The organism is Achromobacter sp. 01N37, assembly GCF_056399725.1.
Genome location: NZ_JBFTRX010000010.1, coordinates 40,408 through 62,738, shown reverse-complemented (window position 1 = coordinate 62,738; position 22,331 = coordinate 40,408). Strand labels below are relative to the sequence as shown.

At 64.8% G+C, this 22,331-nt stretch carries 21 protein-coding genes; 14 read left to right on the top strand and 7 right to left on the bottom strand.

The features are described 5' to 3' along the window. Positions 1–49 precede the first annotated feature (49 nt). The 3 genes from AC1DSJ_RS20465 to AC1DSJ_RS20455 are packed head-to-tail and all read left to right on the top strand — an operon-like array spanning position 50 to position 3,343. The gene (locus AC1DSJ_RS20465; RefSeq protein ID WP_441372012.1) at positions 50–1,189 is read left to right on the top strand and encodes an aminotransferase class V-fold PLP-dependent enzyme; all 1,140 of its coding nucleotides are present in this window, start codon (positions 50–52) and stop codon (positions 1,187–1,189) included. A 36-nt stretch (positions 1,190–1,225) separates the two neighbouring features. After that, positions 1,226–2,521: an O-acetylhomoserine aminocarboxypropyltransferase/cysteine synthase family protein gene (locus AC1DSJ_RS20460; RefSeq protein WP_054427711.1), complete on the top strand. Its 1,296-nt coding sequence runs from the start codon at positions 1,226–1,228 to the stop codon at positions 2,519–2,521. Between the two features lie 3 nt (positions 2,522–2,524). Next, positions 2,525–3,343: an alpha/beta fold hydrolase gene (locus tag AC1DSJ_RS20455; RefSeq protein WP_441372011.1), complete on the top strand. Its 819-nt coding sequence runs from the start codon at positions 2,525–2,527 to the stop codon at positions 3,341–3,343. Between the two features lie 80 nt (positions 3,344–3,423). Here the strand turns inward: AC1DSJ_RS20455 and AC1DSJ_RS20450 are convergent, their stop codons facing one another. Further along, a complete protein-coding gene (locus AC1DSJ_RS20450) occupies positions 3,424–4,350 on the bottom strand; it encodes an AraC family transcriptional regulator (RefSeq protein WP_054427785.1) in 927 nt (308 codons plus the stop codon). Between the two features lie 222 nt (positions 4,351–4,572). On the opposite strand from AC1DSJ_RS20450, the gene AC1DSJ_RS20445 reads away from it, so the two are divergent. Genes AC1DSJ_RS20445 through AC1DSJ_RS20425 form a run of 5 tightly spaced genes read left to right on the top strand, consistent with a single transcriptional unit; the run spans position 4,573 to position 9,205 of the window. Further along, positions 4,573–5,127: a carboxymuconolactone decarboxylase family protein gene (locus AC1DSJ_RS20445; protein ID WP_054427708.1), complete on the top strand. Its 555-nt coding sequence runs from the start codon at positions 4,573–4,575 to the stop codon at positions 5,125–5,127. Next, the gene (locus AC1DSJ_RS20440; protein ID WP_441372082.1) at positions 5,127–6,323 is read left to right on the top strand and encodes an acyl-CoA dehydrogenase family protein; all 1,197 of its coding nucleotides are present in this window, start codon (positions 5,127–5,129) and stop codon (positions 6,321–6,323) included. The genes AC1DSJ_RS20445 and AC1DSJ_RS20440 overlap by 1 nt, the downstream gene beginning before the upstream one ends. Beyond that, positions 6,320–7,117: an ABC transporter ATP-binding protein gene (locus AC1DSJ_RS20435; protein ID WP_054427707.1), complete on the top strand. Its 798-nt coding sequence runs from the start codon at positions 6,320–6,322 to the stop codon at positions 7,115–7,117. Before AC1DSJ_RS20440 ends, AC1DSJ_RS20435 begins: the two co-directional genes overlap by 4 nt. A 34-nt stretch (positions 7,118–7,151) precedes the next feature. Continuing rightward, positions 7,152–8,342 carry an ABC transporter substrate-binding protein gene (locus AC1DSJ_RS20430; RefSeq protein WP_427947185.1) on the top strand — a complete coding sequence of 397 codons (1,191 nt, stop codon included), beginning with the start codon at positions 7,152–7,154 and terminating at the stop codon, positions 8,340–8,342. Between the two features lie 14 nt (positions 8,343–8,356). After that, positions 8,357–9,205 carry an ABC transporter permease gene (locus AC1DSJ_RS20425; RefSeq protein WP_441372010.1) on the top strand — a complete coding sequence of 283 codons (849 nt, stop codon included), beginning with the start codon at positions 8,357–8,359 and terminating at the stop codon, positions 9,203–9,205. Positions 9,206–9,236: 31 nt separating this feature from the next. Here the strand turns inward: AC1DSJ_RS20425 and AC1DSJ_RS20420 are convergent, their stop codons facing one another. After that, positions 9,237–9,806, bottom strand: coding sequence for a surface-adhesin E family protein (locus tag AC1DSJ_RS20420; RefSeq protein ID WP_346551917.1), 570 nt, complete (start codon positions 9,804–9,806; stop codon positions 9,237–9,239). Positions 9,807–9,953: 147 nt separating this feature from the next. On the opposite strand from AC1DSJ_RS20420, the gene AC1DSJ_RS20415 reads away from it, so the two are divergent. Next, positions 9,954–11,276, top strand: a complete 1,323-nt coding sequence (locus AC1DSJ_RS20415; RefSeq protein WP_054427702.1) for a hypothetical protein — start codon at positions 9,954–9,956, stop codon at positions 11,274–11,276. A gap of 83 nt (positions 11,277–11,359) precedes the next feature. On the opposite strand, the gene AC1DSJ_RS20410 is transcribed toward AC1DSJ_RS20415, so the two are convergent. After that, on the bottom strand, positions 11,360–12,049 hold the full coding sequence (locus tag AC1DSJ_RS20410; protein WP_054427700.1) for a GntR family transcriptional regulator: 690 nt from the start codon (positions 12,047–12,049) through the stop codon (positions 11,360–11,362). A gap of 124 nt (positions 12,050–12,173) precedes the next feature. Between AC1DSJ_RS20410 and araD the strand changes: the two genes are divergently transcribed. From araD to AC1DSJ_RS20395, 3 genes are all read left to right on the top strand, one after another. After that, positions 12,174–13,904 (top strand): L-arabinonate dehydratase, encoded by a 1,731-nt coding sequence (gene araD, locus AC1DSJ_RS20405; RefSeq protein WP_342065657.1) that lies wholly within the window; start codon positions 12,174–12,176, stop codon positions 13,902–13,904. A gap of 71 nt (positions 13,905–13,975) precedes the next feature. Continuing rightward, the gene (locus tag AC1DSJ_RS20400; protein WP_175169461.1) at positions 13,976–14,686 is read left to right on the top strand and encodes a ribonuclease activity regulator RraA; all 711 of its coding nucleotides are present in this window, start codon (positions 13,976–13,978) and stop codon (positions 14,684–14,686) included. A 79-nt stretch (positions 14,687–14,765) separates the two neighbouring features. Next, complete coding sequence (locus AC1DSJ_RS20395) at positions 14,766–15,755, top strand: Bug family tripartite tricarboxylate transporter substrate binding protein (RefSeq protein WP_441372009.1); 990 nt, start codon at positions 14,766–14,768, stop codon at positions 15,753–15,755. Between the two features lie 12 nt (positions 15,756–15,767). On the opposite strand, the gene AC1DSJ_RS20390 is transcribed toward AC1DSJ_RS20395, so the two are convergent. From AC1DSJ_RS20390 to AC1DSJ_RS20380, 3 genes are all read right to left on the bottom strand, one after another. Next, on the bottom strand, positions 15,768–16,784 hold the full coding sequence (locus tag AC1DSJ_RS20390; protein WP_245636496.1) for a CAAX protease: 1,017 nt from the start codon (positions 16,782–16,784) through the stop codon (positions 15,768–15,770). A gap of 187 nt (positions 16,785–16,971) precedes the next feature. Further along, the gene (locus AC1DSJ_RS20385; RefSeq protein ID WP_441372008.1) at positions 16,972–17,958 is read right to left on the bottom strand and encodes a Bug family tripartite tricarboxylate transporter substrate binding protein; all 987 of its coding nucleotides are present in this window, start codon (positions 17,956–17,958) and stop codon (positions 16,972–16,974) included. A gap of 69 nt (positions 17,959–18,027) precedes the next feature. Further along, positions 18,028–19,164: a muconate/chloromuconate family cycloisomerase gene (locus AC1DSJ_RS20380; protein ID WP_441372007.1), complete on the bottom strand. Its 1,137-nt coding sequence runs from the start codon at positions 19,162–19,164 to the stop codon at positions 18,028–18,030. A gap of 107 nt (positions 19,165–19,271) precedes the next feature. Between AC1DSJ_RS20380 and AC1DSJ_RS20375 the strand changes: the two genes are divergently transcribed. Further along, positions 19,272–20,177: a LysR family transcriptional regulator gene (locus tag AC1DSJ_RS20375; RefSeq protein ID WP_054427686.1), complete on the top strand. Its 906-nt coding sequence runs from the start codon at positions 19,272–19,274 to the stop codon at positions 20,175–20,177. Positions 20,178–20,642: 465 nt separating this feature from the next. Here AC1DSJ_RS20375 and AC1DSJ_RS20370 read toward each other — a convergent pair whose 3' ends face one another. Then, the gene (locus tag AC1DSJ_RS20370) at positions 20,643–21,014 is read right to left on the bottom strand and encodes a hypothetical protein (protein WP_054427683.1); all 372 of its coding nucleotides are present in this window, start codon (positions 21,012–21,014) and stop codon (positions 20,643–20,645) included. Between the two features lie 167 nt (positions 21,015–21,181). On the opposite strand from AC1DSJ_RS20370, the gene AC1DSJ_RS20365 reads away from it, so the two are divergent. Next, positions 21,182–22,324, top strand: a complete 1,143-nt coding sequence (locus AC1DSJ_RS20365; protein ID WP_441372006.1) for an FUSC family protein — start codon at positions 21,182–21,184, stop codon at positions 22,322–22,324. Positions 22,325–22,331 lie beyond the last annotated feature (7 nt).

Below are 22,331 nucleotides of genomic sequence, written 5' to 3'. Positions count from 1 at the left end.
ATACCTAGAATTCCGCCATACCAAGTTGGAATCAYAGAGAAGGTTGCGCATGAGCTGGCAGGACGAATTCAGGCAGTTGTTTCCCATCACGCGTGACAAGGCCTACGCCAATATCGCCTACACCAGCCCGTTGTCGCCCAAGGTGGCTGACGCGGTGGCCGGCTTCTTTGACAGCATTACTTATGCCCGCAGCGACAAGCCGCAATGGCTGCGCGATGCCGACGCCTTGCGCGTGCGCCTGGCCCGCCTGATTGGCGGGGACGCGCGCCGCCTGGCCTTCACCAAGAACACCACCGAAGGCTTGAACACGGTGGCGCAAGGCCTGGCCTGGCAAGACGGCGACAACCTGATCGTGGATGATCAGGAACACCCCACCAACGCCTTGCCCTGGCTGAACCTGCGCCGTCGCGGCGTGCAGGTGCGCGTGGCCCAGGCGACGTCGCATCGCTATACGGTGGATGATCTGTGGCAGCACGTGGATGCGCGCACGCGTTTGATCGCGGTGTCGTGGGTGCAGTACGGCACCGGTTTGCGTACCGACATCGCCGAGCTCGGCCGCCGCTGCGCCGAACGCGGCATCTGGCTGATCGTGGATGGTATCCAGGGTGCAGGCTTGTTGCGCGCCAAGGTCGACGAATGGAAGGTGGACGCGTTTGCCTGCGGCGCGCACAAAGGCATGCTCGGCCCCTTGGGCGTGGGCTTGTTGCACGTGTCGCCCAAGCTGCTGGACGCGCTGGACCCCTTGTACGTGGGGCCATCTGGCGTCACCACCTTGGACAAGTCCGGCCTGCAATGGCAGGTGGGTGTGTCGGATGCCGGGGATGCGCGCCGGCTGGAAACCGGCAACCTGAACTATCCTGGCATCGCCGGTTGGGCAGGTGCGCTGAGCTTGATCGAAGGCGCGCAGCCGGATCGTATCGAACCCTGGGTGCTGGAATTGTCGCAAGCGCTAAGTGAAGGCTTGCGCGCGCAGGGCGTACAGGTGGTGTCGCCGGCAGACGCCGAATTGCGCAGCACCACCACCGCCGTGCGCGTGGCGGACCCCGCCGCCGCCCTGGCGCACCTGACCCGCGAAGGCGTGGTGGCCAGCGTAGTGGAGTATGGTTACGTGCGCCTGTCCGTCGGCGCCTATAACAATCACGAAGACATCGAACGCATCTTGCGCGCCGCGCGCGCCTTGGCCGTTTGATTCGCTTTATCAAATTCGTATTTTCTGGAGAGACACATGACTGAACCGAAGAAGCCCAATTGGCGCCTGGAAACCGTGGCCGTGCATGGCGGCTACCGCCCCGATCCCACGACCCGCGCCGTGGCCGTACCCATCTACCAGACGGTTGCCTACGCGTTTGACGACACGCAGCATGGCGCCGACCTGTTCGACCTGAAGGTGCCGGGCAACATCTATACCCGCATCATGAACCCCACAACCGACGTGCTGGAGCAGCGCGTGGCGGCCCTGGAAGGCGGCATCGCCGCGCTGGCGCTGGCCTCGGGCCAGGCCGCCGTCACCTACGCCATCCTGACCATTGCCGAAGCGGGCGACAACATCGTGTCGTCCAGCACGCTGTACGGCGGCACCTACAACCTGTTCGCGCACACGTTGCCGCAATACGGCATCACCACGCGCTTTGCCAGCCCCAGCGACCTGGCCGCATTTGAATCGCAGATTGATGACCGCACCAAGGCCATCTTTGCGGAATCGGTCGGCAACCCCTTGGGCAACATCACCGACATCGCCGCGTTGGCCGACATCGCTCACCGCCATGGCCTGCCGCTGATCGTCGACAACACCGTGCCGTCGCCGTACCTGCTGCGCCCGATCGAACACGGTGCGGATATCGTCGTGCAGTCGCTGACCAAGTACCTGGGCGGCCACGGCACGAGCCTGGGCGGCGCCATCATTGATTCGGGCAAGTTCCCGTGGGCCGAACACAAGGCCCGCTTCAAGCGCCTGAACGAGCCGGACATCAGCTACCACGGCGTGGTCTATACCGAAGCCTTCGGCGCCGCCGCATACATTGGCCGCGCGCGCGTGGTGCCGCTGCGCAATACGGGCGCCGCGATCTCGCCGTTCAACTCGTTTCAGATTCTGCAAGGCATCGAAACGCTGGCGCTGCGCGTGGACCGCATCGTTGAAAACGCCGTCAAGGTTGCTACCTTCCTGCGTGAACATCCGAAGGTGGAATGGGTCAACTACGCGGGGCTGGCCGATCACCCCGACCACGCCCTGGCGCAGAAATACCTGGGCGGCAAGGTGCCGGGCCTGTTCACATTCGGCGTGAAGGGCGGCCGCGACGCCGGTGCGCGCTTCCAGGACGCGCTGCAACTGTTCACCCGACTGGTCAACATCGGTGACTCGAAGTCGCTGGCCACGCACCCGGCTTCCACCACGCACCGCCAATTGAATCCCGAAGAACTGCAAAAGGCCGGCGTGCGGGAAGAGACCGTTCGCTTGTCGATCGGTATTGAACACATCGACGATTTGATCGCCGACCTGGAACAGGCATTGGCGCAGGTTTAAAGCATGACGATGATTCCCCGCAGGACCCTGTTGAAACTGGCCGCCGGGCTGCCGGCCCTGGCGGCGGGCGCTTCGGCGCTAGCCGCCAACCCGGCCAAGAAGGCCAAGACGTATGTGCTGGCCCATGGCTCGTGGCATGGCGGCTGGTGCTGGCGCCCGGTGGCCGACCGCCTGCAAGCGGCGGGCCATCGCGTCTACGCGCCCAGCTATACCGGCATGGGCGACCGCGCGCATTTGCTGAACAAGAACATCACCATCGACACCTTCGTCGAAGACCTGGTGCAGGTCATCGAAACGCAAGAGTTGAACGATGTGATTCTGGTGGGCCACAGCTTCGGCGGCATTCCCATCAGCGGCGTGGCCGACCAAATCCCTGAGCGCCTGGCGCACCTGGTGTACTTCGACGCCATCGTGCTGCAAAGCGGCCAGGATGCGTTTTCGGTGTATCCGAAGGCGGATGCCGATGCGCGTATCGCTGCCGCGTCCAAGGCCACGGGGGGTTTGGCGGTGCCGATTCCCGATCCGATTCCCGCTGCGTGGGGGTTCACCCCGGGCAGCGCGGATTACGAATGGGTGAAGCGCCGGTTGACGGCGCATCCGCTGGCCAGCTACACCACGCCGCTGACGTTGAAGCACCCCATTGGCAACGGCCGCCCGCGCACGTACATCCATTGCACGCAGCCTGAATTGGCGGTGCTGGAGGAATCACGCAAGCTGGTGAAGTCGCAGCAAGGGTGGAAGTGGGTGGACATCGCCGCGCCGCACGAAGCCCACATCACGCATCCCGGCTTGCTGGCCGATCTGTTGCTGGGTTTGGGGTAAGGCGAAGGCGCGATAACGCTAAGGCGAGCGCCAGCAGGCGAGCGCCAAGGCAAGCGCCAAGGCAAGCGCCGGCGCTATTGCTAGCGCTTGCGCAAGGCCGAGGGCGCCACGCCCTCGGTCCGTTGAAACACCCGGCTGAACGCGGCTTGCGATTGATAGCCCACGCGTTCAGCCGCATCCTGAATTCCCATCCCCTGGCTCAAATAACGGCGCGCGACGCGCATGCGCAGCAGCTGCAGCAATTGCGCGGGCGTGGTGCCGCTTTGCAGCGTGAAGCGCCGGTGAAACGTGGCTTTGGACATGTGCAGGCGGTCTGCCATGTCTTGCATGCTCCATGGCGCGGCGGGGTCCGCCAGAATGGCTTGCAGCAGGCTGGCCATGGCGGGGTCGCGCGCCAGCACGAACAGGCCGTAGGCCTGGCGGTCATGCAGCGCCAGATGGCGCAGCATGAAGAAGATCAACAGATCGGTCAGCCGTTCCAGCACCACGGGCGAGCCGCCCGGCGGTTGCGACGTTTCCGCCAGAATCAAATCGAACACGCCGCGCGCGGTGCGAAAGCGCTCGTCTTCGGCGCGCAGCACCAGGTAGTCGGGCAGGGTGTCGGCCAACAAATCGGCCAGGCCCGGCCGGAATTGAAAGAAGCCGCAAGCCAGCCCCGTGCTGTCTGCTTGCCGCGGCAATAGCGGCTCCATGACGCGGCACAGCGCCGTGCCGGGCGCCGGGGCGTCAAGCGGGGTCAACGCGTGCGGGATGTCGCGCAGGAAGAAAATGCCGTCGCCCGCGGCGAGCGTCAGCGCGTCTTGCTCAATGCCGTGGGCATCCAGCAGCGCCACGCGGCAGCGGCCATGCAGGATCAAATGAAAGCTGGCACGCGCCCGCCCGCTGGTGCTGGCGGACCAATTGCCGCAATACTGCCCCAGGTGATACAAGCTGGATTGCACTTCCAGGCTGGACAACAGCAGCGCATCAACAGCGGCTTGATCGGTGTGAGGAGCGTGGTGGGACAAGATAGGTGAGCCGGGCTTGAGCGGTGAACATGAACTGATCGGGTCCGATGACCGTAGCAGTTTGCGAGCATGATGGCGGACGAAACGCGGGTGGTAATTCTGGTTATAAGCGAATAGCTGAAAGTCGATAAGATCGAGCATCAAGTTGCGATCTTCGCGCATTGTCGCTTGCGGCCGGCCGCCCGCACAATATGGTTTTCAACGATACCCCAGGAGATCTTCATGGCCCGTTTGCCCGTCCATACCGCGCAAAGCGCTCCCGAACCCACGCGCGCCGCGCTGGCCGCCGCGGAGCAGGGCGCCGGATACCTGTCGAACCTGCTGGGCGTGCTGGCCAATGCGCCGGTGGCGCTGGAGGCCTATCAGACGCTGTCGCAGCTGAATGCGCGCGCCGGGCTTACCTTGCAGGAACGCGAAGTGGTGCAACTGGTGGCGGGCACGCGCCACGGCTGCACGTTCTGCGTGGCGGGGCACACGGCCATTGCGCGCAACAAGGCGCGGCTGTCGCCTGAAGTGATTGAGGCGTTGCGCGCTCAAGGCGTGTTGCCGGATGAACGCCTGCAAGCGCTGGCGGCCTTTACCGAAGCGGTGATCCTGACGCGCGGCCGTGTCACCGACGACACGCTGCAAGCCTTGCGCGATGCTGGCTACACGGACGGCAACGCGTTGGAGGTGATCGTGGGCGTGGGGTTGGCCACGATCTGCAATTTTGGCAATAACCTGGCGCAGACGCCGTTGAACGATCAACTGCGCGACTACGCCTGGAGCGGCGCGTGATGACGGCGCAAGCGCTGCACACAGAGGCGAACTGGCGCTTGCCGCAGGATCTGGCGGCATGGCTCACGCAGCATGCCGACGCCTTGGACGACGGCAGCCATGACGCGGCCACGGTGCTGCCCAAGCTGGCCGCGGCCGGCGTGTTCCGCATTGGCGTGCCGCAGGCGCTGGGCGGCCAGCCCGGCACTGACATTGGCGACGCCATCGAAGCGGTATCGCAAGTGGCCGAACATTCGGTCGCCAGCGCCTTTGTGGCGTGGGGCCAGCGGGTGTTTATTGAATACCTGTTGCGCAGCCCGAACACGGCGCTGGCAGAGCGCTGGCTGACGCCAATGCTGACGGGCGAACAAGCCGGAGCCACCGCGTTGTCGAACGCGATGAAGTTCCTGAGCGGCATTGAATCGCTGCAAATCAGTGCGCGGGAATCCGACGGCCACTGGTTGTTGGATGGCCGCATGCCGTGGGTCACCAATCTGCGGCCACAGGGTTTTTTGGTCGCGGCTGCCGTGACCGCGCCCGACGGCACGCCCGCCGTGGTGGCGCTGCCCAACGATATCGCGGGCCTGACGCGCAGCCCGGATCTTTCCTTGATGGCCTTGCAGTCCAGCAACACGGCTGCGCTGGAGGTGCAGGGCGTGCGCATCGGGCCGGAATGGCTGATCCACGCCGATGCGCGGCAGTATCTGCCCGGCGCGCGTCCGGCGTTCGCGGGACTGCAATGCGGTTTGTCCATCGGGCTGGCGCGGCGCGCTTTGGACGCCGCAGCGCAGACCGGGCAGGGCCAGGCCTCGCGCGGCATTTTGGGCGAGCCGCTGGCCGCGTTGCGGGCGCAAGTGGAAGCGTTAAGCGCCAGCTTGGTTGCCGGGGTTCGCAGCGGACGCTTCGTGACCGAGCCGTGGGCCTTGTTTGAAATCCGCATCGCATTGGCCGATGCCGCGCATCAGGCGGTGCAACTGGAGCTGCAAGCCAGCGGCGGCGCGGCCTATTTGAAACCGGCAGGCGCCAGCTTTGCCCGGCGTTGGCGTGAAGCGGCGTTCCTGCCCATCGTCACGCCCAGCCTTGTGCAATTGAAAACCGAGCTGGCCAAACGGCAGGCCAAGCTGGCGGCAGAGGCGGCGGGAGCCGGCGTAGCGGGTGCAGGGCTGCATGCGGCCCAAGCGTCTACCGTGGCGCCACAGGCGGGAGCCACCGCGTGACGGCGGGCGCGCCGCCGGTGTTGCAGGCGCGTGGCCTGGCCTTGCGCTATCCGGCTGCGCCGGCGCCGGTCTTTCAAGACGTGGACCTGGACTTGGCGCGCGGGGAAGTCGTGGCGGTGCTGGGCGCAAGCGGCGCGGGCAAGTCCAGCCTGCTGCGCGTGCTGGCGGGCTTGCAGTCCGCCACGGCGGGTTCGCTGCGCATGGAAGGCGCGCCGCTGAATGGCGTGCATCCGCGCGTGGCCGTGGCGTTTCAGGACCCCAGCCTGTTGCCGTGGCTGTCGCTGGAACGCAATGTGGCGTTCGGGCTGGACTTCAAGCATCAGCCCGCGCTGACGGATGCGCAGCGCCGGGCGCGCGTGGACCAGGCCATCGAAGAAGTCGGCTTGTCGCATGCGCGGCATATGCGCCCGGCGCAATTGTCGGGCGGCATGGCGCAGCGTACGGCCTTGGCGCGCTGTCTGGCGCGCCAGCCGTCGGTGCTGCTGCTGGACGAACCGTTCGGCGCGTTGGACGAAGTTACCCGCAGCGACATGCAGGGGTTACTGCGCAAGGTCGTGGCCGACTTCAACACCGCCGCTGTGCTGATCACCCACGATATTGACGAAGCCCTGGTGCTGGCCGACCGCATTGTGCTGCTGGGCGGCGCGCCCGGCCGCATCCTGGGCACGTGGCAGGTGGACCTGCCGCATCCGCGCGCCGACCTGCTGTCTGAAATGGGCGCGCTGCGCCTGGAAATCCTGACCCGTCTGCGCAGCGCGCTGCGGGCCGGGCGTATTGACGCCGTACCGGCCTGACCGGTTCGCCACCCCCCAAGCAAGGAGCTTATTGATGTGCCTGGAACACATGTCGCGTCGCGACTGGTTGAAACTCTCGGCCCTGCTGACGGCAGGTGGCGCGGCGTCTTTGCTGTCGGCGTTCAACGCCCGAGCGCAAACCGACCCGGACGCGCCCGTGCGCATCGGCTATCTGCCCATTACCGACGCTGCGCCGTTGCTGGTGGCGCATAACAACGGCTTGTTCGACAAGGCGGGCGTCAAGGCCGAAAAGCCCACGTTGCTGCGCAGCTGGGCGCAGGTGATCGAAGCCTTTATTTCGGGGCAGGTCAACGTGGTGCACTTGTTGTCGCCCATGACCGTATGGGCGCGGTTTGGCAGCAAAGTGCCGGCCAAGGTGGTGGCGTGGAATCACGTCGGCGGTTCGGGCCTGACCGTGGCGCCCGCCATCAACAGCGTGAAGGAATTGGGCGGCAAGACGGTCGCCATTCCGTTCTGGTATTCCATCCACAACGTCATGTTGCAGTACCTGCTGCGCGAAAGCGGCTTGACACCGGTGGCGCGCAAGGATGGCGCCGTGGGCGCCAACGAGGTCAACCTGATCGTCATGGCGCCCGCCGACATGCCGCCCGCGCTGGCGCAGAACCGCATCGCGGGCTACATCGTGGCGGAACCGTTCAATGCGGTTGCCGAAACGCTGGGCGTGGGCAAAGTGCTGCGCTTTACGGGCGACGTCTGGCGCAATCACGCGTGCTGCGTCGTGTTCATGCACGAGCGCGACCTGGAACAGCGCCCGGAGTGGTCGCAGAAAGTGGTGGACGCCATCGTCCAGGCGCAACTGTGGATACGCGACAATCGCGCCGAGACGGCGCAGCTGCTGTCCAAAGAGGGCATCAACCGCTATACGCCGCATGCGTTGCCCGCGCTGTCCAAGGTGCTGGCGCCGCCCGCATCCGACCGCGAGCAGTACCTGGCCAGCGGCGCCATCCGCCATGCTGATTGGGACGAACGCCGCATCGACTTCCAGCCCTATCCGTTTCCCAGCTACACCGAGGAACTGGTGCGCCGCCTGCGTGACACGCTCATCGAGGCCGACCGGGGTTTCCTGGCCGGCCTGGACCCCGCACGCGCCGCAAGCGAGCTGGTGGATGACCGTTACGTGAAGCGTGCGATTGAATCCGTGGGCGGCCTGAGCCGCTTCGGCTTCCCCAACGCCTACAGCCGGACTGAAATGGTGCAGGCGTGACGGCACGGGAGTCTGTGGCACAAGCGCCGGCTGGCGGACAGGCGGCGCCAGCCGCCAAGCCCGCCAAGCCCGCCAAGCCCGCCAAGCCTGCGAGTGGCGCACGCGCCGGGGGCCTGGGCCTGCTCGCGCGTTGCGCATTGGGCCTGGGCGGGCTGGCTGCATTGCTGGCGCTGTGGTGGCTGGGCACGGATGTGCTGTCGCCCGCCGGCGGCATGGCCCGGCGCTTTTCGCCGGGCGCCACCTTTGTCAGCCTGGCCGAGCTGCTGACTGCGTCCGATCTGCCGCTGCATATCCTGGTCAGCCTGCGGCGCATTGCGGTGGGATTGGGATTCGCGCTGGCGATCGGCGTGCCGCTGGGCCTGGCGATTGGCAGTTGGCGCCGCCTGGAGGCCACGGTGTCGCCCGCGATGCAATTCTTGCGGATGATCTCGCCGCTGTCGTGGATGCCCATCGCCGTGATGGTGTTTGGCGTGGGCGATGACCCGGTCTACTTCCTGCTGACGTTCGCGGCCGTGTGGCCCATCGTGTTGAACACGGCGGCCGGCGTGCAGCAGCTGGACCCGCGCTGGCTGCAACTGGCGCAAAGCGTGGCGGCCACGCGCTGGGAGACCTTGCGCCGCGTGATCCTGCCGGGCGTGCTTGGCCACATCCTGACGGGCGTGCGGCTGGCGATTGGCATTCTGTGGATTGTGCTGGTGCCCTGCGAAATGCTGGGCGTGTCGGCGGGCATGGGGTATTTCATTCTGGACACGCGCGACCGTCTGGCCTATTCCGAACTGATGGCCATGGTGCTGATGATCGGCGTGCTGGGCTTTCTGCTGGACGCCGCGGCGCGCGGGCTGTACCGGTACTGGCGGGGGTAGGGCGCGGCGTGGCCGCCGCGCTCCAGGGCAACTACTTGCGTGCGTTCTTGCCCGGCGTGGGGCAGACCACGCCCCGTAGCTTGCGCTGCACGGGGTCGCGCGCGACAGGCGCGTTATGGATGCCCGCCACGGGTATCGATTCCACCAGCGCCCCGGTGGCGTCGTTACCGGCATAGTGCTGGGTGTGGGTGACGGTGTAGGTGTTGGCGGTGCAATTCAAGGTGATGGGCTGCGAGACCGACGCGTACGGTTGGCCATTGGTTTCGGACACGCGCGGCTGCGCATAGAACCAGGCCACGGTCACCGTCATCACCACGGGGCGCTCGGATACGGGGGCAATCGATGCGCTGTCGTAGAACACGCCGGGCATGGCCTGCGGGTCCAGCGGCGTCCAGGCCGGGCCGCCGCCGAAGGTGATGCCCGACACGTCAAGGCTGCGAGGCACGATGTTGACGGCGCAGGCGTCGGGGGGGATCGGGTCGCCTTCGCGCACCGTCACCGCCGCGCAGACGTCAGGCGTAGCGGCCAGCGCCGGCTGCCCCCATGCGATTGCCCCAAGAACAACCAGGGCGAAGGTGACGGGGGTGTGCCTAGCGATCATGTCCGGGTTCCGTGTATGGGCCAATGCGGCGTAAGAGTATGTCACGCCAGTATAGAGAACCGCGCGTGACACGCTATAGTTTCGTCCGTTCCCCCAAACGTCACTGGCCGAATGGCTGGTGCTGCCGCCTCTGGATGCGTTGCCTTCATGAACCTTAGACTGCTTGCCAGCGCTGCCGCGATCGCCGTCGCCGCGGTGATCGGCTATGGCATCTACCAACTGGTTCCCATGGGCAAACCCTTGGCGCGCAGCGAAATCATCGGCGAACTCAATGGCCCGGCGCTGGCCTCGTCCTCGCGGGTGGCGCTGCAACGTTACGGCGAACGGCAGCTGCTGATCGGGCAGCGTCTGGTGTCGGCCAAGGACATGCCCGCGCTTGAAAAGGCCCCGCTGCTGGATGCGCAAGTGCCCGCGCTTGGCACGCGCCAGCAGAACCCCTGGCTGCAGGCTGATACGCGCAACCTGATCTATGGCGGGCAGGGCACAGGTGCTTTTGATCTGCTGGGGTCGATCAGCGGTGACGCCGGGGTCAGCCTGATCGGCACGCCGGAAGGGCGCGCGCTGTATCTGATCACCGCCATTGAACGCACACCCGAAGCAGGCGAACAGCCCGCCGCGTTTGAAACCTTGCGCTCGGACGACCTGGGCAAGACGTGGGCGCGGGACGCGGACGTGGTGCTGGGCCCCGGGCAGCAGCACACCGTGTTTCTGACGCAAGACCGCGTCATCGCAATGGAACGCCATGACGCGGGTTACCGCTTGCTGGTCAGCCAGGACGGGGCGCGCCAGTGGTCGGGGATCTCGCTGGATGAACAGGTGTGGCCGGATGGGGCCGCTTTTGAACGCGCCTTTCGCGACATGCTGGCCAAGGACGGCGGCGCCCGCGCCGAAGACCAACTGGCCTATGACTGGTCGCTCTATCCGCTGGATGAGCGGCGCGCCGTGGGCTGGAGCTGGCGCACGCGGATCAGCCTGAGCGCGTCGGACAAGAACGAGGTGCTGGAAACCCGGCGCTTTGAAGTCGAGCTGCAAGATGGCGTGTCACCGGCCTTTCGCATCACGCAGGGCGTGGCTCCGGTGCCGCCCCAAGCGGCGGACGCGCGCGTGACGCGGGATGAACCCGTGTTCGAGACCTCGGGCGATGCCATTTATGAGCTGGACAAGGCCGAACGTATCTGGCATCGGCGCGCCGATTCTCCGTTGGTGCAGGGCAAGCCCAGTTGGATCGGCGACGCCTGGTTCAGCGGCCGCGCCTGGGTGATCAAGACCTACGCCGACCACCTGTTCTCGTTCAACGAGTACACCAAGACCTATTTCTATACGCGCGATCAGGGCAAGACCTGGCGCCCGTTCCAACTGCCGCAAGACGTCGAGACGGGACTCTTGGGCATGGATGCGTCGGGTGACGCGTTGCTGTCGCTGGCGGACAAGGATGGCAAGACGATCATCCGGCGGTATCTGCTGGATTGACTGCGCGGTCGCGAAATCGCAGGATCGCAGGATCGCCAGATCGGCGGACCGCCGGACCGCGCGATGGCCCCGTTCACGCCACGTCATTCCGCCAGCACGTACTCCGGATAGCGCTTGCAGATCTCGGCAACCTGGCTCAGCGTGCCAGACAAATGTTCGCGCAGCACCTGTTGCGCCCGCGCGGGTTCCTGCGCCACGATGGCGTCCAGCAAGCGCTGATGGTCGTCCATGATGCGCTCGGCCTTGCCGGCTTCCGGCAGATGCAGCCGGCGCAGACGGTCCAGGTGGCCGCTGTAGCGCTGCTCCAATTCCCATAGGCTCGTCACGCCCGCAGCGGTATGCATGTCGCGGTGAAACGCCTGATCCGCATTGATGAACTGCTGGTATTCGCCACTGGCGTGGCTCGTGCGTTGCAGGTCGATGCTGGCTTGCAGCCGCTTGTGCAGCATCGGATCAGGCCGTTGCGCAAGCATGTGCACGATTTCCAGCTCCAGCGACTGGCGCAGGAAATGCGCCTGCCGGGCAGCGGGGATGTCGATGCGGCTGACGACGGTGGTGTGTTGCGGATAGATTTCCACCAGCGCTTCTTCGGCCAGCCGCATCAGGGCGTCGCGGATAGGCGTCTGGCTCAAGCCATAGGTTTCGGCCAGCGTCACGCGCGACAGCGGGGCGCCGGGGGCGAGTTCCAGCGACACGATCTGTTCGCGCAGATGTTCGAAAACCTGGGGCGCGGCGTGGCGGGAGCGGTCGAGTCGGAGCTTGGGGCTTTGCATCAGGGGGCCTGACGGGAGTACGGTAGTAAAGCCCGCAGTGTAGCGGGTTTTCACCTAGCTGACGCACTAATGTATTAGTGTTTAAATGCGTTCATCCCCACCACGCCTCACCCCCATTTCCCCTATGAAACGTTCCTACGAAAGTCTGCGCAGCGCCGCCTGGATGGCCAAGGATGACCTGCGTTCGTTCGGCCACCGTTCCCGCATGATGCAAATGGGCTATGCGCCTGACGACTGGGTTGGCCGGCCCATCATCGCCATCATCAACACCTGGTCTGACCTGAACCCCTGTCACAGCCATTTCAAGCAGCGCGTTGAAGACGTGAAGCGTGGCGTGTTTCAGGCGGGCGGTTTTCCGGTGGAGCTGCCGGCCATTTCGGTGTCGGAATCCTTCGTCAAGCCCACGACGATGCTCTACCGCAACTTCCTGGCCATGGAAACCGAAGAGCTGCTGCGCAGCCACCCGGTGGATGGCGCGGTGCTGATGGGCGGCTGCGACAAGACCACGCCGGGGTTGCTCATGGGCGCCATCAGCGCCGGGCTGCCGTGCGTGTACGTGCCGGCCGGCCCCATGTTGCGCGGCAACTGGAAGGGCAAGATCCTGGGGTCGGGGTCGGACGCCTGGAAGCTCTGGGACGAACGCCGCGCCGGCAAGATCACCCAGGAACAATGGACCGAAGTTGAAGGCGGCATCGCCCGCAGCTACGGCACCTGCATGACGATGGGCACGGCCAGCACCATGACGGCCATTGCCGAAGCCATCGGCATGACCTTGCCCGGCGCGTCCTCGATTCCCGCAGCTGACGTCGGCCACATGCGCATGTCCGCCGAGTGCGGCCGCCGCGTGGTCGAGATGGTCTGGGACGACCTGACGCCCAAGCGCATCCTGAGCCTGGCATCGTTCAAGAACGCCATCAACGTGGCCATGGCCATGGGCTGTTCCACCAACGCCATCATTCACCTGGTGGCCATGTCGCGCCGCGCAGGCCATGCCGTCAGCCTGGAAGACTTTGACGCCGCCAGCCGCAAGGTGCCCGTCATTGCCAACATCCGGCCCAGCGGCGACACCTATCTGATGGAAGACTTCTATTACGCAGGCGGTTTGCCGGCACTGATGACGCGCCTGGACGGCCACCTGGACCTGTCCGCCATGACCGTCACCGGCAAGACGCTGGGCGAGAACATCGCGGGCGCCGAGGTCTACAACGACGACGTCATCCGCAAGGTGGACACCGCCATTTACGACGAAGGCGCGCTGGCCGTGCTGCGCGGCAATATCGCGCCCGACGGCTGCGTGATCAAGCCCAGCGCGTGCGCGCCGCAGTTCCTGCAACACACGGGCCCGGCGCTGGTGTTCGACGACTACCCCAGCATGAAGGCGGCGGTCGACGACGAGAACCTGGACGTCACCCCCGAACACATCATGATCCTGCGCAACGCCGGCCCGCAAGGCGGCCCAGGCATGCCGGAATGGGGCATGCTGCCCATCCCGACGAAGCTGGTGAAGCAGGGCGTGCGCGACATGCTGCGCCTGTCTGACGCCCGCATGAGCGGCACGAGCTACGGCGCCTGCATCCTGCATGCCGCGCCCGAGTCGTATGTGGGCGGCCCGCTGGCCTTTGTGAAAACCGGCGACCTGATCACGGTGGACGTGCCGGCTCGCAGCATTCATCTGAACATCAGCGACGAAGAACTGGCCGCACGCCGTGCCGCCTGGACGCCGCCGCCCAAGCGCTACGAGCGTGGCTACGGCTGGATGTATTCCAAGCACATCCTGCAAGCCAACGACGGCTGCGATTTCGATTTCCTGGAAACCGAGTTCGGCGCACCCGTGCCGGAACCCGAAATCTTCTAAGCGCGCAGGCGGGCAGGGCCCGCCGCGCGTTTCTTTCATTCTGTTTTTTGTCCGGAGTCATCGTGTCCCAAATGAATCCCGAAACCCGTGCCCGCCTGTCCGGCATCAGCACGGCCACCCTGTGCACGGCGCTGTTCAAACGTGGCCTGCGCAATCAGTTCATCCAGGACGTGCGCCCGCTGAACGCCAACTTGCCCAACATGGTCGGCCCGGCGTTCACCCTGCGCTACATCCCCGCGCGTGAAGACTTGAACACCATCAAGGTGTTTGAAGACCGCTCGCATCCGCAACGCGTCGCTGTCGAAACCTGCCCGGAAGGCGCGGTGCTGGTCATGGACAGCCGCAAGGACGCGCGCGCCGCGTCCGCCGGTTCCATCCTGATCACGCGCTTGATGAAGCGCGGCGTGGCTGGCGTGGTCACGGACGGGGGCTTTCGCGATTCCCCTGAAATTGCCGAACTGGGCTTTGCCGCCTATCACCAGCGCCCCTCGGCCCCGACCAACCTGACGCTGCATCAGGCGCTGGACATCAACGCGCCCATCGGCTGCGGTGATGTCGCCGTGTGGCCGGGCGACATCGTCGTGGGCGACCGCGAAGGCGTGGTCGTCATCCCCGCGCATCTGGCCGACGAGATCTCGATCGAAGCGGTGGAGATGACCGCATTCGAAGACTTCGTGACCAGCCAGGTGCAGCAGGGCGCGTCCATCCTGGGCCTGTACCCGCCCACCGATCCGGGCACCAAAGACAAATTCGCCGCCTGGCGCAAAGAACAAGGCCGTTGAGCCTTGCTGTAGGCGGCCGGACGTCCCGCCGCCTGCGACCCCATACCTATAAAGCAATAAATCAAGGCAGGAGACAACCATGAATACGCAACGACGCAGCGCGTTGGCCGCGCTGCTGACCAGTGCCGTCCTAGGCACGCTGGCCATGCCGGCCAGCGCCGCCGATTGGCCCGCGCAAAAGCCGATTTCCTATGTGGTGCCGTTCACCGTCGGCGGGTCTACCGACGTCGTTGGCCGCGTGCTCGCCCAGAAGCTGGGTGACCGCCTGCACCAGAACGTCATCGTCGAAAACAAGCCCGGCGCGGCCGGTGGCATCGGCGCCACCTACGTCGCGAAAGCGCCGCCCGATGGCTACACGTTGTTCGGCGGCACGATCAGCACGCACGCCATCAACGCCAGTCTGTACAAGAACCTGAAGTACGACCCGGTCAAAGACTTCGAACCGGTGTCGCTCATCGCCTACCTGCCGAACGTGCTGCTGGTTGACCCCAACCTGGGCGTGAACTCGGTGGCCGACCTGATCGCGCTGCTCAAGCGCGACCCCAACAAGCGCACCTTCGCGTCCTCCGGCGCGGGCACGTCCACGCACCTGGCCGGCGAACTGTTCTCAAGCATGATCGGCGTGCCGCTCACGCACGTGCCATACAAGGGCACGCCGCCCGCCATGGTGGACGTGTCATCGGGCGCCGTAACCTTCATGTTCGACCAGATGACCGCCGCCTTGCCGCTGCTGCAAACCGGCAAACTGAAGCTGCTGGCCGTCACCACCAAAGACCGAATCTCGCTCGCGCCGGAGGTCCCCACCATGCAGGAAGCCGGCGTGCCAGGTTTCCAAATGGCATCCTGGCAAGCGGTTTACGCTCCGAAGGGCACACCCAAACCCATCCTGGACAAGCTGGCCGCCGAAATCGCGCTGATCTTGAAGGAACCGGACGTACAGGAAAAACTCGGGAAAACCATGGGCATGGAACTCGTCGGCAGCACGCCGGACGAATTACGCACCCTGATGGCAACCGAGATTCCGCGCTGGGCGGARGTGGTGAAGAAGTCGGGGGCGACGGTGGAGTAGTCTGCCGTCCGGCTACTGAGGCCAGATCAGAAAGGGCTGCGGCTGGCCCTGACTGATTTGCGCGGCCAGTATCCGGTTATCAACGGCCGACCGGTCCACCAGCGCTGCAAGTTCGCGCAGCGATTTGATGGGGTGCACGTGCGCCAGATGTTGGAACCGCTGAATCTCCGTTGGGCAGCATGCTCGGCGAGCATCGCGAAGCAGGCCGTTCGTATTGAGCAGCCGCAGGTTCTCTGGATGGATCAGCGTCAGCAGGCTTTCGGCCTTGCCAATTTTCTCGTGCAGGTGCCGTAGCGCATCAGCCTGATTCAGAACGTCATATCGCTTCCAGGCAGGTTCATGATGGAAAAGCCGATTACGAAAGTCGCGCAAGGTGGCGACGAGATCATGAGCGTAGGTCAGTAGCGCTCGCGTCTGACGAGTCGGCCACGGCCCCCGGAATATGGTTGAAAGGTGCTTAGGCCAAATCAAACCGCGTCCTTGGAATTCCGGGTTCAGTAAGAACTCCCAGGTTGAGAACGTTGTCTTAGCAATCACACCATCATGGCGCGGGGCGATGCGGCCATGTACTCCGTGTCGGCGCCGGCTTTCGGCGATGTAGCTGCGGGTGGCCTTGGAAAAATTCTCTCGTAATGCTTGCACGGCGTGCGGCGCATTGATATCCGGTTTGAATGATCGATAGCGCAGTTTGCTGCCGGCCCACCAGAATTGGCCGAGATCCGCCGCTAATGACTGGTCTATGGCATTGCGGAGCGTGACTTCAACGGCCGCAAGCAGGGGGTAAAGCGCGCCGCATACTCGGCCGTTCCACAAGTACGCGCCCATCAACTCCACGTCATTCGTGGGATGGAAAATGGTCTGATAACTCTGGATGCGTTCGTTGGTGATGAATTTGTCTATCAACAGGGGGCGATAGTGCAGCGTTTTCGGCATGGAGTGGGCCTCAAGGAAGAAAGGACCGGACCCGTCGTGTTGACTGATCCAACATCCTTTGAATAGAATCCCCAACAGGTTGGTGATGGCTTCCAATGGGCGCAAGCCTAAGACCCATCATGTAAGACCTAGTCCCACCCCGCCCTAGAGGCGGGGCTTTTGTTTTGTGGCCGACCACAATCTTGCTACGGCCCACCGCAAGGGCAGCAAGCATAAAAAAACCGGAGCATTGCTCCGGTTTTTCTTTGTTCCGCGCGTTGTGATGCCAGGCGCGGCACACGCATCAGTTGATCTTGATATTCCGTTCCTTGACCAGCGTCTTCCATTGCGCGGTTTCTTTGGCCAGGTGATCGCGCAGGGCGTCCGACGAGCTGCCGATCGACTCTGCGCCAATCGAATCCAGTGTGGCTTTTACCTTCGGTTCGGCCAGTGCGTTGCGCATGGCTTCGTTCAGCTTGGCCACGACTTCCGGCGGCGTGCCGGCGGGGGCGAAGGCGGCGAACCAGGGCATCAGCTCGTAGCCGGGCACGCCAGCTTCTTGCAAGGTGGGCACGTCGGGCAGCGCGGCGGAGCGCTTGGCGGTGGTGACGGCCAAGGCGCGCAGCTTGCCAGCGGCGATGTGCGGTTTGGCGGACGTGATGCTGTCGAACATGTAATCCACCTGGCCGCCCAGCAGGTCGGCGACGGCGGGGCCGCTGCCCTTGTACGGCACGTGCAGCATCTCAACGCCCGTCATCGACACGAACAGTTCGCCTGCCAGATGGATGGACGTGCCCACGCCGGCCGAGGCGTAGGTGTAGTGGTTGGGCTGCGTCTTGGCCTTGGTGATGACGTCTTGCACGCTGGTCGCACCCGTGCGCGCCGGGTTGGTGACGAGCACGTTGGGCACCACGGCCAGCAGCGAGATCGGCGCGAAGTCCTTGATGGGGTGGTAGTTCAGGTCGGTGTACAGGGCCGGGTTGACCGCCATGCCGTTGGCGACGATCAGGATCGTGTAGCCGTCCGGCTTGGAGCGCGCCACGCTGGCCGCGCCGATGTTGCCGCCTGCGCCCGCGCGGTTTTCCACGATGAAGGACGTGTTCAGCTGCTTGCCCATGGATTCGCCCAAGGTGCGGGCGATGCTGTCCATGGCGCCGCCCGGCGGGAAGGGCACGATCCATTTGACGGGGCGGTCGGGGTAGCTGTCGGCCAGCGCGGCGGACGCGCCGCCCAGCAGGGACAGCGCCAGGACGGCGCGGGCAAAGGGTTTGAATACATGGCGCATGCGCATGGTTGTCTCCGTGATGCTTGAATTATTGTGGGGTGCGCCCTACATGGCGGGCGCGGCCGAGTCTTGGGATCAGGTCGCCGTTGCGCGGTCGCGCCGATAGAAATTCAGTTTGTCTTCGTCCAGCGTCAGGCCCAGCCCCGGGCCGCTGGGCAGTTCCAGTTCAAAGTCGGCGTAGCGCGGCGGGTTGGCGACGATGTCGTCCTTCAGCAGCAGGGGGCCGAACAATTCCGTGCCCCAGGACAAGCGCGGCAGGCAGGCAAATCCGTGCGCCGACGCGATGGAACCGACCGAGCCTTCCAGCATCGTGCCGCCATACAGCGCCATGCCGGCCGCATCGCCGACGGCGGCGGTGCGCAGCATTTCATACAGCCCGCCGGACTTGGCGATCTTCAGCGCCAACACATCAGCCGCGCCTTGGCGCGCGATGTCCAGCGCGTCTTCGGGGCCGTTGACGGCTTCGTCCGCCATGATCGGCACGACGAAGCGGGCAGCCAGCCGCGCCATGCCCGCCAGGTTGGCGCGGGGAATCGGTTGTTCGATCAGGTCAACGCCAGCGGCTTCCAAGCGTGCAATGGCGCCAGCTGCATCGGCCTCGTTCCAGGCCTGGTTGACGTCCACGGTGACGCGAGCGCGGTCGCCCAGCGCCTGCTTGATGTGCGACACGTGGGCCACGTCTTCCAACACGGCGCGGCGTCCGACTTTCAGCTTGAAGGTGTTGTGGCGGCGGCTTTGCAGCAGGGATTCGGCTTCTTCGATGTCGCGGGCGGTGTCGCCGCTGGCCAGCGTCCACAGCACCGGCATCCGGGTGCGCACGGCGCCACCCAGCAGCGTGGACACGGGGACGTTCAAGCGCTTGCCTTGCGCGTCGAGCAACGCGGTTTCCAGCGCGGATTTGGCGAAGCGGTTGCCGCGCGCCACTTTCTCAAGGCGTTGCATGGCGGCGTGAATATTGGTGGCGTCCAGGCCAGCCAGTGCGGGCGCCAGATAGGTATCAATCGCCAGCTTGATGCCCTCGGGGCTTTCTTCTCCGTACGACAGCCCGCCGATGGTGGTGGCTTCGCCAATGCCTTCGATGCCGTCGCTGCACATCAGCCGCACGATCACCAGCGTCTGGCGCTGCATGACAGCCATGGCCAGCTGATGGGCGCGGATGGTGGGCAGGTCCACCAGAATGGCTTCGACGGAAAGAATGCTGGGCTGATTCATACTTTTACTGCCAGGGATTGAGCGATGGTGGCAGTATCGCTTGCAGTTTCCTGAAAGGTCCAAGACTATATAGGTTCCGATTAATACCTTTCAAGTCTGAATTAGCCATGCAACTCAGGCATTTGCGTTATTTCCAGGCCGTGGCGGAAGAGGGCAGTTTCACCCGCGCCGCCGCCCGCCTGCACATCGCTCAACCCCCGCTTAGCCGTCAGATTCGCCAGTTTGAAGAGGAGCTGGGCGTGGTGCTGTTTGAGCGCACGACCCGGGCGTTGCGTTTGACCGAGGCCGGCCGCTTTCTGCTGGAGCAGTCCCGGCTGCTGACCGCTAGGCTGGATGAGGTGCTGGAAGGCACCCGGCGTTTGGGGCAGACGCAGCGCCGATGGTTTGGCATTGGGTTTGTGCCGTCGACGCTGTATGGCTTTGTGCCGGAGCTGATCCGGCAACTGCGCAGCGCCGATCCGCAGGTGGAGGTGGGGCTGATGGAGATGACGACGTTGCCGCAGCTTGAAGCGTTGAAGGCCGGGCGGATTGATCTGGGTATCGGGCGGATTTTGCTGGATGACCCGGCGATTGAGCGGCGCGTGCTGATGACCGAACCGCTGATGGCTGCCGTGCCGTTGCATCATCCGCTGGCAGGGATGGGAAGCGTGTCGGTGGAGCGTTTGGCGCGCGAGCCGTTCGTGCTGTATCCGGCGCGGCCGCGGCCGAATTTTGCGGATCATGTGCTGGGGTTGTTTCGGGCAGCGGGGTATTCGTTGCAGGTGGTGCAGGAGGCGAACGAGTTGCAGACGGCGATTGGGCTGGTGGCGGCAGGCTTAGGGGTGAGTGTGGTGCCGGCGTCGGTGCAACGGTTGCAGCGGCAGGATGTGGTGCATGTGCGGATCGAAGGGGATGGGTTTGTGTCTCCGGTGATTGTCAGCTATCGGAAGGATGATGGGTCGGAGTTTTTGTTGCGGGCGTTGGGGTTGGCGGGGGAGTTGGCTGGGGTTGGTGGGAAGAGTTTGTCTTCGTAGGTTGCCGTGTCTTCGTAGGTCGCCCGTTGCCGTTGCTTCGTAGGTCGCCCGTTGCCGTGGTGGCCCAGACGGCGCGCGCCCACGATTGCGGTCCGGAGCCTTCGCTCCGGACTCCCCCGTCGTCATCTTCGTCCAGGCCTTTGGCCTTCCCTTCAGATTCCCTCGGGCGCATCGAGGCTGCGCGCCGTCTGGGCCACCACGGCAACAGGCTGCCGGTGTCTTGGATTGGCGCGCTGCTAGGGCGTGCCTAGGTGACGAGTGCTGCGGGGCCGCCGAATTGCTGCCGCCCGGGCGGCGGCAATCGGCATACGGTGGTGGGGCGTCGGGGCGGTGTGCGCTTGCGCGCCTTTTCGATTGTGCGCTTGTGCATTTACACGTTTACGCTAACTCGTCGGAGAGGTGCAGCGCGCAACGGTCTGGGCAATAGCGGATGTTGGTCGTGCGTGACCGATCACTGCGCCATCATCAATACGTTTCGCGCGATGTCGAAAAGAACGTTCCGCCTTTTCCATCGGGCGTCAACGTCACTTTGAACGGAATCTGCTGATTGCACAGTTGCACGATCCATCGTTCATCCACGCTTCCATACTGCCGGGACGCGGCGGAATTGCCGGTGCCAATCGGGTTGACCTTGACGACTTCCGTTTGAATCGCGTCGACCTTTTGGCAATTCAGTTGAACTTGGGCCTGCATCGAAATGTTCTGGGCGACGTCGGCTTTCAACGTGGCGCCGGCGTGCGTGTTGCCGGTGATGGGCGCTTTGGTCTGCGGGGCGGCGCAAGCGGCAAGCATAGAGACGAAAGCGGCAATAGCGATCACGCGCGGATGGCGTTTCATGTTGACTCCTTTGGTGGTCAGCTTGATAAGCAGAATTTGGCCGGATCGAGAATACCGTACATCTATCGCGCGCTGATTGGCAGGCGCGTTTCGACAAGGCGGGGGAAGCTCCTTATTATTTGACTTCATCCCGCCGGCAACCCGCAGCGTCTAACCCCCTTCATCGCATGACACTCGCCGATTCGCTCTTGCACACCATCCGCGCGGCGATGTTTGCGCTGGGGCGTGAGCTTGCCGCGTGGAAGCCATCCCGGGCGCGCGCCACGTTTGCGATCGAGGCGGTGCTGTCCGTCGCGCTATCGGTCGCGCTCGCGAATGCGCTGCATTTGTCGTACACGTGGTGGGCGGCGGTCAGCGGGTTTGCCGTCATGCAGACGAGCTTCAACAGCTCGCTTGAGCGCGCGGCGCATCGGGTGGCCGGCACCTTGCTGGGCGCGGCGCTGGGGGCGCTGGCGGGGCCGTTGATTGGCGACCGTCCTGCGTTGTTCGTGCCGATGCTGGGCGTGATTGGCGGGGTGGCGGCGTATTACGCGAATGGGTCCAAGGCGCCGTATGCCTGGATGCTGGGTGGGGTGACGGCCTTGATGGTGACGTATGAAGCGCACGTGCTGGCGTCATGGGAGGCGACAGCCGTGTTTGCGGCGTTGCGCGCGGCGGAGGTCATTGTGGGGACGCTGGCTTGCGTGTTGGTGGCCAGCGCATTTCATTTCGGGCCGCAGTGGTATCGGCGTGTGCGGCCGCCACCGGTTTCGGCGACACCGCTGGCCATTGGTGAAGGCGCGGACACGGCACAAGCCGGCGCGCCGCCGCCTGACGTCTTGCGGCGAAACCGTTTGCTGCTGGGGGTGCAGGCGGCCTTGGCCATCGTCATTCTTGCCGCGTGCACCTACTGGTTCGATATGCCCGGCTTCGCGCAAGCGATGGTGACGACGATTGCGGTGTTGATCCTGCCGGCGGGCAAGCTGGTGGACAGCACGCGCCAGCCCATCATTGAAAAAATGGTGCAACGCGTGGCGGGCTGCCTGTTGGCCGGGGTGGTGGGCATGGCGCTTTTGCCGCTGATGCACGAGCAACCCGTTTGGCACATGCTGGTGCTGTCCTTGGGCGTGTGGGTCGGATGCCATGTGCAGTCGGGCCAGGAAGGCGCCAGCTATGTCGGCCGTCAGTTCACCATCGCCTTCATCATGGTGTTCGTGCAGGACCACCATTGGGCAAACGATCCGGCGCCAGCGCTGATGCGGCTATCGGGCATTCTGGCGGGCATTTTGGTGCTGGGGGCGGTGATGTTGGCAACGCGCCGGTGGCGCTGAGCCACCC

Coding starts and splice junctions, on each gene's coding strand:
- AC1DSJ_RS20420 (WP_346551917.1), bottom strand. CDS start 9,806: ATGATCGCTAGGCACACCCCCGTCACCTTCGCCCTGGTTGTTCTTGGG.
- AC1DSJ_RS20465 (WP_441372012.1), top strand. CDS start 50: ATGAGCTGGCAGGACGAATTCAGGCAGTTGTTTCCCATCACGCGTGAC.
- AC1DSJ_RS20445 (WP_054427708.1), top strand. CDS start 4,573: ATGGCCCGTTTGCCCGTCCATACCGCGCAAAGCGCTCCCGAACCCACG.
- AC1DSJ_RS20440 (WP_441372082.1), top strand. CDS start 5,127: ATGACGGCGCAAGCGCTGCACACAGAGGCGAACTGGCGCTTGCCGCAG.
- AC1DSJ_RS20375 (WP_054427686.1), top strand. CDS start 19,272: ATGCAACTCAGGCATTTGCGTTATTTCCAGGCCGTGGCGGAAGAGGGC.
- AC1DSJ_RS20380 (WP_441372007.1), bottom strand. CDS start 19,164: ATGAATCAGCCCAGCATTCTTTCCGTCGAAGCCATTCTGGTGGACCTG.
- AC1DSJ_RS20400 (WP_175169461.1), top strand. CDS start 13,976: ATGAATCCCGAAACCCGTGCCCGCCTGTCCGGCATCAGCACGGCCACC.
- AC1DSJ_RS20365 (WP_441372006.1), top strand. CDS start 21,182: ATGACACTCGCCGATTCGCTCTTGCACACCATCCGCGCGGCGATGTTT.
- AC1DSJ_RS20410 (WP_054427700.1), bottom strand. CDS start 12,049: ATGCAAAGCCCCAAGCTCCGACTCGACCGCTCCCGCCACGCCGCGCCC.
- AC1DSJ_RS20430 (WP_427947185.1), top strand. CDS start 7,152: ATGTGCCTGGAACACATGTCGCGTCGCGACTGGTTGAAACTCTCGGCC.
- AC1DSJ_RS20455 (WP_441372011.1), top strand. CDS start 2,525: ATGACGATGATTCCCCGCAGGACCCTGTTGAAACTGGCCGCCGGGCTG.
- AC1DSJ_RS20415 (WP_054427702.1), top strand. CDS start 9,954: ATGAACCTTAGACTGCTTGCCAGCGCTGCCGCGATCGCCGTCGCCGCG.
- araD (WP_342065657.1), top strand. CDS start 12,174: ATGAAACGTTCCTACGAAAGTCTGCGCAGCGCCGCCTGGATGGCCAAG.
- AC1DSJ_RS20385 (WP_441372008.1), bottom strand. CDS start 17,958: ATGCGCATGCGCCATGTATTCAAACCCTTTGCCCGCGCCGTCCTGGCG.
- AC1DSJ_RS20370 (WP_054427683.1), bottom strand. CDS start 21,014: ATGAAACGCCATCCGCGCGTGATCGCTATTGCCGCTTTCGTCTCTATG.
- AC1DSJ_RS20460 (WP_054427711.1), top strand. CDS start 1,226: ATGACTGAACCGAAGAAGCCCAATTGGCGCCTGGAAACCGTGGCCGTG.